Here is a 15,823-nt window from a genome sequence, read left to right on the forward strand (position 1 = left end):
TAAAGCTAGTGGTTTTTTTTCATAATTAAATCATTGATTATCAATTAAATATACGACTTATTTTAATAAAAAACAAACATATTTATCTGAAAATCAGTGATTTAAACCGCTAAATTAATGACATTGAACGCTCGTTTGCAACGGGTGCCGTATCTATCACAGCTAAATATCATTCCATTAAATCCTGGATCATCAATTTCAAGCACGGTAGAGTCGTCTTGATAATTCCGGGCACTGGACTATTTATAATGCATTGGATCGGTAGCCAGACCAATGCCCACAGGATTATTACGTAGGTAGTCCATCTTTTGCTTGATAACCTTGCTAGACCAAAGTTAGACGGGTTGATTGTGGTGTTGCCAAAGTTGGTACTCACTAAGGTTACCTGATTTCTTCCCTGCGCGTGCCGTCATCCCTAATAGCCACTCCTTTCTGCTTTCTTGTGAGTTGTTGGAGATTGTTTCAACGATTTTTTTGGAAGTGTACTTTTTAAAATCTCTCAATAATGCCATAGGCTGTTCTTTTAAGGAACGAAACACTATATATATGTGGCTTGGCATAAAACAGTGAGCATAGAGCTGCATGCCTTTTTGTGACCTACACCCTGTGACGCTGTTGGCCAATACATTAAAATAAGCCTGCCTTGTAAAAGGTCAAGCCAATAAACGGAAGCAAAAGAGACAAAGTATAGACCTGCTTTGTTATGATATTCATATTTTATGCTCATAAGACTAAAATAGAAAATGTTTGCTATGCTTGGACATTGTTTGCGCATTGCTGTTTTAGAGCATTTTTTCTGACTCTCAATCTGTGTGGGCACTCGTTGCAAACGAGCGCTGGCCTGGAGCAATCAAAATTTACCCTTTGACACCGCAATAGCCTTACCGTTTATAAACTTAACATTGAGTGCGGGAAAACCGTAAAGTTAAAACAAATAGATTCAATACATTTATCCAATCCTTAAATCCAAATCTTATGAAAAAATTAAAAAGCATGTGTTTAGCTATCCTAATTATATTCCCCCTTTGGGGGCTAGGGGGATGCAACAACGACGACGACAACAACAATAATGACACTTTACCACCAGCCACACAAATAGGCGCAAATACAGTGGGTTGTTTGGTAAATGGAGAGGTGTTTTTACCTAGAAGTGAAGGCATAAACCCAGCAGTGGTTGTTAATTATGAATTCATAGGAGGGGAATTCTTTTTTTTATTAAATTTTGCAGATTTAAGAGGTATAGGTTTTAAAGATGTCTTTTTGAATACACGTGCAATTACTTTGCAAACCGGGCAAACTTATATTTTAGATAAGAATCTTAATGACGACGGAGATTATAGTGGAGGGGGAGGGGGACATTCTCTATCATTATCTAATGTTTTTTACACAAATAACTCATTGTTGGGTGAGTTGACAATAACACGAATAGATCTTTCCAATTCTATAATATCTGGAAACTTTTGGTTCGATGCCATAAATGAGGCAGGCGAAATAGTTGAGATACGAGAAGGACGTTTTGACTATGAGTATTAACCTAAAAATAAAAGACACCCACTTTTGTGAGTATAAATGAACCACTTTGCGGACACAAAGCGGTTCTATAAAATCAAACCTTAAAAACTAAAGTTTAACCTTTCAATTTACAAAATTATGAAACGAGCATGTTCAAAGTTTTATCACTCAAGAAAATGATTAATAGCGAACAGCATGTGACAGTTAAAAAACAATAGATAAAAACACATGAAAATTAAAATTTCCAAATGCCTTAAAGTATTACTCTTTGTACTTTTCTTTAATAGCATTGTGCTCAATGCACAACAAGCAAACACAGACTTTGCAAATCAAATTAATACCGTATTTCAGAACTTTGATAAAAACCGTTTGGCGCATGGTTTTTTAAGCGATTTTGGTTTAGACGTTACATAAACTTAACATTGAGTGCGGGAAAACCGTAAAGTTAAAACAAATAGATTCAATACATTTATCCAATCCTTAAATCCAAATCTTATGAAAAAATTAAAAAGCATGTGTTTAGCTATCCTAATTATATTCCCCCTTTGGGGGCTAGGGGGCTGTAATAATGACGACGACAACAACAATAATGACACCCTACCACCAGCTACCCAAATAGGCGCAAATACAGTGGGTTGTTTAGTAAATGGAGAGGTATTTTTGCCTAAAAGTGAAGGTATAAATCCCGCAGTGGTTGTTAATTATGAATTTATTAATGGAGAATTTTATTTTAGCTTAACACTCAATGATTTAAGAGGAACTGGTGTAAAAACTGTTTCTGTTAGGACTAGTGAAATAGATTTAGAAACAGGAGGCGTCTATATTCTCGATAAAGACAATACGATTTTTGAATCCTTTATAGGAGGCGGAGGAGTATATGGTGTCGATGCCTCAAATTATTTCTACACTAACTCTATAAAAACAGGTGAATTAACAATTACTCGTTTAGATCTTTCCAACTCTATAATTTCAGGTACGTTTTGGTTTGATGCTATAAATGAGGAAAGCGAAATAGTAGAAATAAGAGACGGTCGTTTTGATTATGTCTATTAAGTAATAAAAGAACCACTTTGCTATAACAAAGTATTCCTATAATTAAACCTAATAAAAATTAAAGTTTAACCATTCAATTACAAAGTTATGAATTTTACATCAAGACTGTGTTACAGATTATTTCTGCCAATTTTAATTTTCGGTAGCCTTCAAATGTATTCACAAACTGCAAATACTGATTTTGCCAACCAAATTAATACCGTATTCCAGAACTTTGATAAAAACCGTTTGGCGCATGGTTTTTTAAGCGATTTTGGTTTAGACTTTACATAAACTTAACATTAAGTACGGTAAAACCGTAAAGTTAAAACAAATAGATTCAATACATTTATCCAATCCTTAAACCCAAATCTTACGAAAAAATTAAAAAGCATGTGTTTAGCTATCCTAATTATATTCCCCCTTTGGGGGCTAGGGGGATGCAACAATGACGACGACAACAACAATAATGACACCCTACCACCAGCCACCCAAATAGGCGCAAATACAGTGGGTTGTTTGGTAAATGGAGAGGTGTTTTTACCTAGAAGTGAAGGCATAAATCCTACTGTAGTTGTTAATTATGAATTTTTTCAGGGTGAGTTCTTTTTTGGATTGACTTTTAAAGACCAGAGAGGGTCAATAGATGAAATTGTTAGTATAGGCACTGGGTTCATATCACTAGAGGAAAATATTACTTACGTTTTAGACAAGAACTCATTAGACGATGGAGATTATATAGGAGGAGGAGGAGCATATCGACCATCAACGTTGGATGAGGGGGAATATTATACAACATCTTTAGTCACTGGGGAATTAACTATAACAAGAGTTGACCTATCTAATTCAATAATTTCGGGAATATTTTGGTTCGATGCTATTAATGCAGAAAACGAAATTGTAGAGATACGCGAAGGACGTTTTGACTTTGAATATTAACCTAAAAACAAAAGACACCCACTTTCGTGAGTATAAGAGAACGACTTTGCTAACACAAAGTGGTTCTATAATTAAACCTAATAAAAATTAAAGTTTAACCTTTTAATTCCTGAATTATGAATTTTAAAATTTCCAAATGCCTTAAAGTAGTATTAATTGTATTGTTTTTTAACAGTATAACCTTAGATGCACAACAAGCAAACACAGACTTTGCCAACCAAATGAATACCATATTCCAGAATTTAGACAAGAACCGTTTACCTCATGGTATTTTAACGGATTTTGGTTTAGACTATGTAGATTTATTAAGCTATGGCAACAATATAATAGTTTCAATTTAGATTTTAAACTTTACACAAACTTAACATTAAGTGCGGAAAAACCGTAACTCAAACTTATTTTAAAAAAGTAACTTTAGATATGAAGCAAAACCAAATCATTAGACCATGAAAAAATTAATTCTCTTATTATTTGTACTATCACTGTTAAGTACAATAAGCTGCAACAACGACGATGACAACAGTACCCAAAACCTAATAGACCAACTACCACCAGAAACCCAAACTGGCGAAAACACCTTTGGTTGCCTTTTGGATGGCGAACCTTTTATACCAGGTGGTGGAACAAATCCTTTGGACTGTGTGTATCAATTTGTGAATGGTGAATATTACTTTGGTCTGCAAGGAAACAAAAGAAATGAAAATAACAATCTTATTACGATTGCATTGAGCACAAATGAATTAGAAATAGAACAAGGATTAAGCTACAACTTACTAAATAATATAAGTGGTAATGCTCAAGGTTATTTTTCAATTTCCACAAACTTTAATTTCACATCTGAAAACCATACAGAGTTGTTAATGATAACTAAATTAGACCAAATAAATCAAATTGTATCAGGGACATTTTGGTTTGACATAGAAGACCAAAATGGAACTGTACATGAAATAAGAGAAGGTCGCTTCGATATGCAATACACACAATAAAAAATAAACCTGTTATGCGCCAACATAACAGGTCATTTAATTAAACACTAATAGATTAATGTCTAACCTTAACTTTACAAAATTATGAAAATTAATACGCTTTTTAGCAGATTTGCAATTGCATTAGGTCTTTGCTTTGCTCTAAATGTCAAAGGTCAAACCGTCAATACAGAATGGGCCACAAAAATAAACCAAACCTTTGCTGGTATTGACAAAGATAGAATACCTCATAGCCTACTAAGGGATTATGCCATGGAATTCACGGACTTGTCCAACTATAACGGTACATTGAGCGACACCAATTATGTAAGTCGTGGCGCATTAAAATCCATTTATAACACTTTGGTAATGGCTAGAGTAAAACCAACTGTAACAAGTTTAGTAAGCCCAAGCGTGTTTCGGCAAAATTGGAATAACCTTAGGCAAGAAAACACTTTAGTTATAAGTGGTCTCTACTATAAATACAGCCAATTAAAATCAAACGCTTATCCTAATTTTATAACTGTAAGTAATAATAAATTATATGATAAATATGTAAATGGTGTTTGGCAGAATCCTTATGAGGTTAAACAAGTCTTTGCAATGACCACACCTATTACAAAGTTTAAAGGCTTAACCATAGATGTACAGCTACCACAAAGTCTATGGTACACTAACCAAGCAAGCAGTGTACAAAATATAGCCATAGATTTTGATAATGGTGCTGGTTACATCAATATGCCTTTTGGTGGTAGTTACCAGTTGCAATACACTGAAGAAGGTATTTATGATTGGACTTATAAATTAACACTAACCAATGGGCAAATACTGTACAGCCAAAGCAGAGTGATTTTTGAAGAGACTGCACCAACAAAATCTTGGAGTAACCGTAAAAACTAAACTATTATGAAAACATATATAAAGCTATTATTTATCACATTGGCTCTAACAGCCTGCAACAACGATGACCATAACAACACAGGCAATCCCATAGACCAATTACCACCGATAACACAAACAGGCGAAAACACCATAGGTTGTTTGGTAAATGGCGAACCTTTTACCGATAGTGGATTAATGAACAATTTTTACCAGTTTGTGAATGGGGATTCTGTTTTAGCGATTAATTGGGAACAAGAAAAAAATGGAATAAATAGAAATGGTCGTATTGCTTTACGAAATATAGAAGTAATACCGAATCAGGATTATATACTTAATAAGAATACATTGATTGATGGTGCTGTTGAAGGTGGTTTTGGTACTTATACTTTTTCAATAGATAATGTACAAGGAGGCAATGAGTTTAGGACTAATAATAATTTTTCGGGAGTTATAAATTTTTTAAAATTAGATACAGAAAATCAAATAATGTCGGGTACGTTTGAGTTTGAAGCTGAAGAAATTAATACAGGTGAGATTATTACTGTCTCTGACGGAAGATTTGATTTAACATTCGTAAACTAAACTATTATGAAAACATATATAAAACTATTTTTACTAATAATTGGAGTTAATGCCTATTCTCAGACATTAATAGATACTATATATCAGCAACCAATTACCGCAACTAAAGCATTTCAAGGTCAATTTGGTTCTGCTACGTTACAAATTGACGATGCTGGTAGTGATGGTTTAATTACAAAACCTTTAATTATTGCTGAAGGGTTTGATTCTGGTTTACTTGGAGCAGAAAATGAATTTGGCGAGAATCAATTAGAAGATTTTATTGACGATATTCAAGATGCTAATAGTCTAGATTTAGCTATTTTATTGACTGGAGATACAGAATTTGACTTCGGCGACCAAGACTACGACATCATCTACGTCAATTGGGACAGCCCAAGAGCACACTTACAGCTAAATGCTTTTGTATTAGAAGAAGTGATTACTTGGGTAAACCAAGAAAAGGAAGCTGATGCTGACCAAAATGTAGTATTAGGGCAAAGCATGGGCGGAGTAATAGCACGCTATGCACTTGCCAACATGGAGCAAGACAATGACCCAAACACCAATCACGACACCAAGCTATACATCAGCCATGATGCACCACATCAAGGTGCTAACATTCCAATTGGCATTCAATATTTCGCAAGGCACTTGGCAGACCAATTTATTGGTACACCTCTTGGAGATTTTTCTTTTGAGGTCAGTGATGATAGTGAAGCATCAATACAAGAGATTAATGCTTTGTTTAATGAGCCAGGAACACAACAACTATTATCGAATTATATAACACCTAATTTTTCTCACAGTACAGCAGCATTTGATGCATTTCAAGCAGATTTACAATCTAAAGGCTACCCAACACTTACACGAAATATCGCTATAAGCAATGGTAGTCATTGTGCTAATACTCAAGAGTATGATTATAATGCTTCATTGTTCAGAATGAATGGCAATGCTAGAACAGGAGTTTTAACCGATTTGTTAGGTTCATTTTTGGGTATTGCAGACGATATTGCTTTAGCTGTTATTTTTGATGAACCTGCATTACTTCTTGGTGTTTTGCCAGGCAGTAGCAGATTTAATTTAGATTTTAATGCCAAAGCACTACCAAGAGCTAATAATTAGGCTAATATTTATAAGGGCAAAGTGTCTTACACTAAAAAATTATTGTGGGTTGTAAATATAACTGTAAATCTTACCAATAGGTCTTACGACAATCCTGTTAACTTATCCTATGATAAATATGCAGGTGGAAGATATGAATTATTTAGAGGGATTGACCCAATTGACTATTTTGATGATGATAATGTGCTTATTGGTGATGACCCAATTACGCAGTTTCAAGCAGATTTGCTCAACGCTTTAGTTGGTTCGGCTAACATTAACTTTAATGTAGAACCGACTTTCGGTTTTATACCCACGCCAAGTGCTTTGGACGTTGGTAATGGTAATACGGATTTAGATGATGATGACTATTTTAGGGTTTATAACGCAGCAAATCCACCATCTGGTGACCTAGATATTCCTTTTGATAATTTTATTACAGCCTACTTTGACAACAATAGTTTAAACGAGCAACATATCTCTTTTAATTTTAGAAATGGTACTTGGTTGGCTACTGAATTGGATGCGGCAGTTGGCAATGAAGACGTTTTTGATTGTTCTTTTGTTTGTGGTGGTGAAGGCACTATATCTGGTAGGGGAATAATTTGTTTGTCATCAAATTTCTCAATAGGCAATGCCACTACAACTACAACATGGTCTATTGTGCCTGCCAATGCGGGTAACATAACGATAAACAGTAATACTCAAATCACAGTCAATAGAGCTTTTGGATACAACGGCAGTGCCACCTTAATTGCAAATATAAGTTCACCAGATTGCGGCGCTACAAGCATTACGAAGGCTGTATTTTTTGGCGCACCAACCGGCTCTGCATCTATTTCTGGGGATGATGAATTAAACCCTGGCCCAGCGGACTCTGCGTTTTTCAATGTCAATACCAATAATGTGAATTCTGGCGCTGGTGTAAGTTGGTTGGTATATAGTGGCACAGATCAAAACGCCCCATTATACTTCAGCTTAACACCATCTGGGAGTGGTAATTCAGTTGTGGTTACAGCCAATGAAGACACCCCTGAGGGTGATTACTACATGCAGGCGCGTATTTCAAATTCTTGCGGTTACCTTCCCGCTAATAAAATGTTTCACGTTAATGAGGGTGGTGTACCGCAATATTTTCCAAGAACAGCTAATAGCTATAGTGTTTACCCCAATCCATCAAACACGATTGTAAATGTTGATTTGATAACAGCAGAAGTTGAAAGCACCAAGTCAGATACAGTTATATCTGGGGAACTGTTTGACATGCTAGGAAAACCAAAATTGAAAATCGAGCTACAAAATAATACTGCCGTATTCTCTGTAGCGCCATTAAACCCTGGAGTGTATGTTCTTCAAATTTATCTCGTTAATCATATGGAAACTCATCAAATTTTAGTGAAGTAGCAAGCTTTCAATCAACTAAAAAAGCGCAACATACCATAATGTCGCGCTTTTACTTTTAGTTGATTTATCACTAGCGGTTCATCGTTTTCATTTCGGCTGTGAAGGTATCCAAATCCACACCATTGCTTACCAAAGTCAATGCTTTGTTGACGATGTACTTCACGTTCTCAGTAGAGAATCCAAGACCTATGGCGATTTTTTGCAGCACCAATTCTTCCTTTTCCCCTTGAATATGATCCACGTGAACCATACGCGACAAATCGTACAAACGCTCCAAACGCCTATCATAAGAGGTTGGTGGGTTGATAGGATGTGACTGGTAATTTTTCAAAATGAGCTTAAAATCACCTTCGCTAATGTCCAGTCTTTTTGCCAAACGCTCTAAAAAAGCACGCTCATCGTCGCTAATGATGCCATCATCCATTGCCACTCGCACAATGCTGGCAAAATGGTCTTCATTACGTCTCTTGAATCCGCTATCAAATAAATCTGAAAATGACATATAGTTCTATCTTTTGGTCGTGCAAAGATAGTTTTATATTATATTTTTACAAGTGAGACCAATGCAAATATTTTCATTGAATCTGGCTTAATACTTTAGGCTATTCACCTCCACTAATTACAACCAAGACAGCTGTAATAATCAGTAACTAAAAAACCTTGCTCAAACCTAATGATTCCAACCCATAAACAACAGGCGTTGATATCAATCTTTAACATGTGCATTGTCTTAAAGCCGCGACCAGGGAAACCCAGATTCTTCTCAAATTCAGTGGGTCTCCCAGAAACCTAGACCTTTTACAATTAACAAATGTTTTACCACAACCTATTTTAATGTTTTATATTTGCACCGCGGAACGTAAAAACAAAATTTTGTTCTGTCAAAACCATAAACACATTGAGTAAACTTCAGCTCTCAAAATTATACGCACAGGCTTTGCAAACGCAAAATCTGCACAGCGCCATTGCCAATTCCGACGATTCCCAAAACGACATCCCAGCAAAAATACACCTTAAAGGTCTGGTTGGGTCTTCGTTATCATTGGTCGTCTCAGAAACCTTCAAAGCAAGTGACAAACCCTTTTTGCTCATTTTTGATGACAAGGAAGAGGCTGCTTTTCATCTCAATGATCTCGAAACATTGCTCAATCAAAAGGATGTACTCTTCTACCCTGGCAGCTATCGCAGGCCCTATCAAATTGAAGAGACCGATAACGCCAATGTCTTGCTACGTGCCGAAGTGCTTAACCGCATCAATTCCCGTAAAAAACCAGCATTGATCGTGACCTACCCCGATGCCCTTTTTGAAAAGGTAGTCACACGCCGAGAATTGGAAAAAAACACACTCAAAATAAAGCTTGGCGATCAACTCTCCATCGATTTTGTAAATGAAATCTTGTTTGAATACCAATTTAAACGTGTGGATTTTGTGACCGAACCTGGCGAGTTTTCAGTTCGCGGTGGTATTGTTGATGTATTCTCATTCTCGCACGATGAGCCTTATCGCATTGAGTTTTTTGGCGATGAAGTGGATAGCATTAGAACCTTCGATGTACAAACGCAACTCTCTACCGAGCAAATCAAAAAAATTGGAGTGATTCCCAATGTCGCGAATAAATTCTTACAAGAAACCAGACAAAGTTTTCTGGAGTATCTGTCTCAAAAAACGGTCGTTTTCACTAAAAATACAGCCCTGCTTTTTGATCGTATCGATGACAACTTCAGTAAAGCCCGAGAGGCCTTTGACAAGCTTAGTTCAGAAGTGAAACGCACGGCACCAGAAACACTCTTCTGCAGTTCCACCCTGTTGAAAAAACAGCTGCTTGAATTCAGCATCGTAGAGATTGGAAATTCCAGCCTTTTTTCCGAAGAAAAAATCGAGTGCAACACCTCGCCTCAACCTTCCTTTAATAAACAGTTTAACTTGTTGATTGAAGATTTGAATGCTCACCACGATCAAGGCTACACCAATTATATCGCCTGTGCCAGTGAGCAGCAGGCCAAACGCTTTCATGATATTTTTGACGACGCCACCGCAGCTCACCACATGAGCATGGAAAACGGCAAACATTACCAAACCATTGTACTTTCACTTTATCAGGGTTTTGTAGATCACATTCAAAAAATCACCTGCTATACCGATCATCAAATCTTTGAGCGCTACCATAAATTCCATCTCAAAAATGGCTATGCCAAGAAACAGGCGATCACTTTAAAGGAATTGACCAATTTGGATATTGGCGATTACGTGACCCATATTGACCACGGTATCGGAAAATTTGGCGGCCTCCAAAAAATCGATGTCGAAGGGAAAAAACAAGAAGCCATTAAATTGATTTATGGCGAGCGTGACATCCTGTACTTAAGCATCCACTCGCTGCACAAGATCACAAAGTTTAATGGGAAGGACGGGAAACCACCTAAAATATACAAACTGGGCAGCAAGGCATGGAAAGTCCTAAAGCAGAAAACCAAATCCCGCGTCAAGGAAATTGCCTTTAATCTCATCCAGGTCTACGCCAAACGGAAATTGGAGAAAGGCTTTCAATACATGCCAGACAGTTCTTTACAACATGAATTGGAAGCCTCTTTTATTTATGAAGACACGCCAGACCAAACCGCATCCACTGCCGATATCAAAGCCGATATGGAAAGTGAACGCCCCATGGACCGCTTGGTTTGTGGCGATGTGGGCTTTGGCAAAACCGAAGTGGCCATTCGCGCCGCCTTCAAAGCGGTGGATAACGGCAAACAAGTGGCCGTATTGGTGCCCACAACCATTTTGGCTTACCAGCACTCCAGAACTTTCGCCGAGCGACTCAAGGAATTTCCCGTTACGGTAGATTACCTCAACCGCTTTAGAACAGCGAAGGAAAAGCGAGAAACCCTAGAAAAATTAGAAAAGGGCCACGTGGATATTCTCATTGGCACTCACCAACTGGTCAATAAAAACGTAAAATTCAAAGATCTTGGTTTACTCATCGTAGATGAAGAACAGAAATTTGGAGTCGCAGTCAAGGAAAAACTAAAGACCTTAAAAGACAATGTAGATGTGCTGACCTTAACCGCAACGCCCATTCCACGAACCTTGCAGTTCAGCTTGATGGCAGCCCGGGATTTATCGGTTATCACAACGCCTCCACCAAATCGTTATCCCATAGAAAGCCATGTGGTTAGGTTTAGTGAAGAGACCATTCGGGATGCGATCAACTATGAGATCCAGCGTGGCGGACAAATATTTTTCATTCACAACCGCATCGAGAACATCAAGGAAGTGGCTGGATTGATCCAACGTTTGGTGCCAGATGCCAAGATTGGGATTGGCCATGGCCAAATGGAAGGTAAAAGACTGGAGCAATTGATGTTGGCTTTTATCAATGGTGAATTTGATGTTTTGGTAAGCACCACGATTGTAGAAAGCGGATTGGACGTGCCCAATGCCAACACCATTTTTATCAATCATGCCAATAATTTCGGCCTCAGTGATTTGCATCAAATGCGCGGTCGGGTTGGGCGAAGCAATAAAAAAGCATTCTGCTATTTTATCACACCAGACTTCTCCTCCATGACCAACGATGCCCGAAAACGCATTACCGCACTTGAGCAATTTACAGAGCTGGGCAGCGGTTTCAACATCGCCATGAAAGATCTTGAAATTCGTGGGGCTGGTGATCTTTTGGGAGGCGAACAAAGCGGCTTCATCAGCGACATTGGCTTTGATACCTACCAAAAAATCCTCAATGAAGCCATTGAAGAACTCAAGGAAAATGAATTCAAGGATTTATACGAAGATGATGGCAGCGAAAAAGAATATGTTAAAGACCTTAGCATCGATACCGATTTTGAGCTGTTGTTCCCCGATGACTATGTCAATAATATTGCTGAAAGACTCAACCTTTATACCAAGCTCAACACTTTAAAAACCGAAGAAGAGCTCAAAACATTTGCTTCAGAAATCATTGACCGCTTTGGCGAAATGCCAGTACAGGTTGTTGATTTATTGAATTCGGTTCGCGTAAAATGGATTGCCACCAGAATAGGGCTTGAAAAAATCGTGATGAAAAAGGGGCGTTTTATTGGCTATTTCATCAACGATCAAAAAAGCGGTTTTTATCAAAGCGACCACTTTAGCAAGGTCTTAAAATACGTGCAAAGCCACCCACAGGAATGTAAGATGAAAGAAAAGCAAACCCGCAACGGACTCCGACTCCTGCTCACTTTCGAGAATATAAAATCGGTAAAACAAGCGTTAAGCAAGCTTCAAGGGATTTGATTGATGTGTAAAGTAAGGACGGGAGACGGAATATTGAATATCGAATTTTGAATGCTGAATGCTGAATGCTGAATGCTGAAGTTTTGATTAACGATTGAAGATTAACGATTTTTGATTTTTTGAAGTTTTGGCAGCAACTTCATTCCATGATCAAAACTAATATCGAATATCCAATATCGAATTTTGAACGCTGAATGCTGAAGTTTGGATTAACGATTGAAGATTAACGATTGCTGATTTTTGAAGTTTTGGTAGCAACTTCATTTCACACTCAAAACTAATATTGAAAATTGAACGATGACGGCTGAAGTTTCGATTGTGATTTCGATTGTAAAAAGCAACTGCGACTGCAAACTGAAGACTGAGGACTGCCGCCTGAATTCTTGATTAACGATTGAAGATTAACGATTTTTGATTTTTGAAGTTTTGGTAGCAACTTCATTCTATGATCAAAACTAATATTGAATATTGAACGCTGAATACTGAATACTGAAGTTTTGATTGTGACTTCGATTTCAAAATGCAACTGCGACTATGACTGCAAACTGAGGACTGAAGACTGAGGACTGCCGACTGAATTCTTGATTAACGATTGAGGATTAACGATTTTTGATTGGTGAAGTCTTGACTCTGCTTCGGTTTCAGATTCGATCTTGACTTCAGTTTCAAATTCAATTTCAATTTCAATTTCAAGTTCATCTTCATCTTCATCTTCATCTTCATTCTCATCCCCTCGCGACCGTCATTGCGAACGCGAGGCACGAAGCGTGAAGCAATCTGTCTGTATTTAGCAAAATGCCGTAAAGAACTACGCTGCCAACTCCTTAAAAATTAACACCGAACAGCGAATGTCAAATGATGAATTTTGAAGTATTGGATTCGTCTTCGGTTTCAAAATCTAAAGAAGATTGACGATTGACGATTGACGATTTTTGAAGTTTCGATTGTGATTTCGATTTTAAAAAGCAACTGCGACTGTGATTGTGACTGAAAACTGCGGACGGAAGACGGAATATCGAATATCGAATTTTGAACGCTGAATGATGAAGTTTGGATTGTGACTTCAAGTTTGAAAGGCAACTGCGACTGCAAACTGAAGACTGAGAACTGCCGACTGAATTCTTGATTAACGATTTTTGATTTTGAAGTTTTGACTCTGCTTCGGTTTCAGATTCGATCTTGAGTTCAGTTTCAATTTCAAGTTCAATTTCAATTTCAATTTCAAGTTCATCTTCATCTTCATCTTCATCTTCATTCTCAGCCCCTCCGACCGTCATTGCAACGCGAGGCACGAAGCGTGAAGCAATCTGTCTGTATTTAGCAAAATGTTGTAAAGAGCTATGCTGCCAACTCCTTAAAAATTAACACCGAACACCGAATGTCAAATGATGAATTTTGAAGCATTGGATTCGTCTTCGGTTTCAAAATTTAATGGAGATTAACGATTGACGATTTTTAAAGTTTTGGCAGCAACTTCATTCCATGATCAAAACTAATATCGAATATCCAATATCGAATTTTGAACGCTGAATACTGAAGTTTTGATTGTGACTGAAGACTGCAAACTGAGGACTGACGACTGATAACTGATAACTGAAAACTAATAACTGAGAACTGAAAACTGAAAACTGAGAACTGAGAACTGAAAACTAAAATCTCCCCTTACTGAATCTGCACCAAAACCGGTAAGGTAAATTGCGTTGCCACTTGCTGACTGCGTTTTATGGCGGGATATATTTTGGGCAAGGAATCCAGACTGCTTCTCAAAAGGCTATCCAATTGGGGAATTTCGGTTTCGAGGCGTTTCGTACTTAGAATAGAATTGATTGCGAACACGCCGTGTCTATCGATGGTAATCTTGAGAAACACCGTATCATTAATATCTTCGGAAACAATTATGGTTTGATTGGCCAGATTTTTATTCAAGATGGCTCTTAAGGTGCTTTCGAAACAGGCTTTTTTATCGGCCTTCTCCACTGCTGAATCACAGCTGTCAAAACTAGGATACTCATCTACATCTTTCCAATTGAAGGTCTTGAGCTCCTCCTGAAGCAATTGTTCAGTATTTACCTTCTTCTTGTCGAAATAATCGCAAGACATAAGGCAAACCATAACCATAAAACCAATTAAGCGCTTCATCCCTTTATACTTAAACCGAAAAGTACGATTTTTCAGGAAAAAGTACGAAGAATAGACTGGATAATGAATATCGAATATCCAATTTTGAACGCTGAATACTGAAGTTTGGATTGTGACTTCGATTTTAAATGCAACTGTGACTGCAAACTGAGGACTGAAGACTGCCGACTGAATTTTTGATTAACGATTTTTGATTAACGATTTTTGATTTTTGAAGTTTTGGCAGCAACTTCATTCCACACTCAAAACTAATATCGAATATCGAACGCTGAATACTGAATGCTGAAGTTTTGATTGTGACTTCGATTTTAAATGCAACTGTGACTGCAAACTGAGGACTGAAGACTGCCGACTGAATTTTTGATTAACGATTGAAGATTAACGATTTTTGATTTTTGAAGTTTTGGCAGCAACTTCATTCCACACTCAAAACTAATATCGAATATCGAACGCTGAATACTGAATGCTGAAGTTTTGATTGTGACTTCGATTTCAAAAGGCAACTGCGACTGAAGACTGCCGACTGCCGCCTGAGTTTTTGATTAACGATTTAAGATTAACGATTTTTTATTGCTGAAGTTTTGGTAGCAACTTCATTCCACAATCAAAACTAATATCGAATATTGAATATTGAATGCTGAAGTTTTGATTGTGACTTCAAGTTTAAAAGGCAAGTGAGGCTGGGACTGTAATCTGCGGACGGAAGACGGAAGATGGGAGACGGAATATCGAATATCGAATATCGAACGCTGAATACTGAAGTTTTGATTGTGACTTCGATTTTAAATGCAACTGTGACTGCAAACTGAGGACTGAAGACTGCCGACTGAATTTTTGATTAACGATTTTTGATTAACGATTTTTGATTGCTGAAGTTTTGGTAGCAACTTCATTCCACACTCAAAACTAATATCGAATATCGAACGCTGAACACTGAATGCTGAAGTTTTGATTGTGACTTCAAGTTTAAAAGGCAAGTGAGGCTGGGACTGTAAACTGCGGACGGAAG

At 37.3% G+C, this 15,823-nt stretch carries 15 protein-coding genes; 12 read left to right on the forward strand and 3 right to left on the reverse strand.

Translation table 11 applies throughout. From position 1 onward, the window contains the following. Positions 1-335 precede the first annotated feature (335 nt). Positions 336-512, reverse strand: a complete 177-nt coding sequence (locus ESY88_RS21845; protein WP_317128699.1) for a hypothetical protein — start codon at positions 510-512, stop codon at positions 336-338. Positions 513-975: 463 nt separating this feature from the next. Between ESY88_RS21845 and ESY88_RS19485 the strand changes: the two genes are divergently transcribed. The 11 genes from ESY88_RS19485 (at position 976) to ESY88_RS19535 (ending at position 8,402) form a co-directional block, all read left to right on the forward strand. Next, positions 976-1,533, forward strand: coding sequence for a DUF6252 family protein (locus tag ESY88_RS19485; RefSeq protein WP_147088384.1), 558 nt, complete (start codon positions 976-978; stop codon positions 1,531-1,533). Positions 1,534-1,740: 207 nt separating this feature from the next. Continuing rightward, positions 1,741-1,926 (forward strand): hypothetical protein, encoded by a 186-nt coding sequence (locus ESY88_RS19490; protein WP_147088385.1) that lies wholly within the window; start codon positions 1,741-1,743, stop codon positions 1,924-1,926. An 81-nt stretch (positions 1,927-2,007) separates the two neighbouring features. Then, on the forward strand, positions 2,008-2,565 hold the full coding sequence (locus ESY88_RS19495) for a DUF6252 family protein (RefSeq protein WP_147088386.1): 558 nt from the start codon (positions 2,008-2,010) through the stop codon (positions 2,563-2,565). Between the two features lie 87 nt (positions 2,566-2,652). Further along, entirely contained in the window at positions 2,653-2,838 is a 186-nt protein-coding gene (locus tag ESY88_RS19500; protein ID WP_147088387.1) for a hypothetical protein, read from the forward strand. 99 nt (positions 2,839-2,937) lie between these two features. Continuing rightward, positions 2,938-3,483 (forward strand): DUF6252 family protein, encoded by a 546-nt coding sequence (locus ESY88_RS19505; RefSeq protein WP_147088388.1) that lies wholly within the window; start codon positions 2,938-2,940, stop codon positions 3,481-3,483. A 116-nt stretch (positions 3,484-3,599) separates the two neighbouring features. Next, positions 3,600-3,824 (forward strand): hypothetical protein, encoded by a 225-nt coding sequence (locus ESY88_RS19510; RefSeq protein ID WP_147088389.1) that lies wholly within the window; start codon positions 3,600-3,602, stop codon positions 3,822-3,824. 105 nt (positions 3,825-3,929) lie between these two features. Then, positions 3,930-4,469, forward strand: coding sequence for a hypothetical protein (locus tag ESY88_RS19515; RefSeq protein ID WP_147088390.1), 540 nt, complete (start codon positions 3,930-3,932; stop codon positions 4,467-4,469). Positions 4,470-4,553: 84 nt separating this feature from the next. Further along, positions 4,554-5,348: a hypothetical protein gene (locus ESY88_RS19520; RefSeq protein WP_147088391.1), complete on the forward strand. Its 795-nt coding sequence runs from the start codon at positions 4,554-4,556 to the stop codon at positions 5,346-5,348. Positions 5,349-5,354: 6 nt separating this feature from the next. Continuing rightward, complete coding sequence (locus tag ESY88_RS19525) at positions 5,355-5,912, forward strand: hypothetical protein (RefSeq protein WP_223270907.1); 558 nt, start codon at positions 5,355-5,357, stop codon at positions 5,910-5,912. A 6-nt stretch (positions 5,913-5,918) separates the two neighbouring features. Then, complete coding sequence (locus tag ESY88_RS19530; RefSeq protein WP_147088392.1) at positions 5,919-7,019, forward strand: alpha/beta hydrolase-fold protein; 1,101 nt, start codon at positions 5,919-5,921, stop codon at positions 7,017-7,019. Positions 7,020-7,040: 21 nt separating this feature from the next. After that, on the forward strand, positions 7,041-8,402 hold the full coding sequence (locus ESY88_RS19535; RefSeq protein WP_147088393.1) for a T9SS type A sorting domain-containing protein: 1,362 nt from the start codon (positions 7,041-7,043) through the stop codon (positions 8,400-8,402). 70 nt (positions 8,403-8,472) lie between these two features. Here the strand turns inward: ESY88_RS19535 and ESY88_RS19540 are convergent, their stop codons facing one another. After that, complete coding sequence (locus ESY88_RS19540; RefSeq protein ID WP_147088394.1) at positions 8,473-8,904, reverse strand: TerB family tellurite resistance protein; 432 nt, start codon at positions 8,902-8,904, stop codon at positions 8,473-8,475. 396 nt (positions 8,905-9,300) lie between these two features. Between ESY88_RS19540 and mfd the strand changes: the two genes are divergently transcribed. Continuing rightward, the gene (gene mfd / locus ESY88_RS19545) at positions 9,301-12,675 is read left to right on the forward strand and encodes a transcription-repair coupling factor (protein ID WP_147088395.1); all 3,375 of its coding nucleotides are present in this window, start codon (positions 9,301-9,303) and stop codon (positions 12,673-12,675) included. A gap of 1,662 nt (positions 12,676-14,337) precedes the next feature. Here mfd and ESY88_RS19550 read toward each other — a convergent pair. Next, positions 14,338-14,814: a hypothetical protein gene (locus ESY88_RS19550; RefSeq protein WP_147088396.1), complete on the reverse strand. Its 477-nt coding sequence runs from the start codon at positions 14,812-14,814 to the stop codon at positions 14,338-14,340. Positions 14,815-15,823: the final 1,009 nt, after the last annotated feature.

The organism is Subsaximicrobium wynnwilliamsii (assembly GCF_007997225.1).
Classification (GTDB): Bacteria; Bacteroidota; Bacteroidia; order Flavobacteriales; family Flavobacteriaceae; genus Psychroserpens; species Psychroserpens wynnwilliamsii.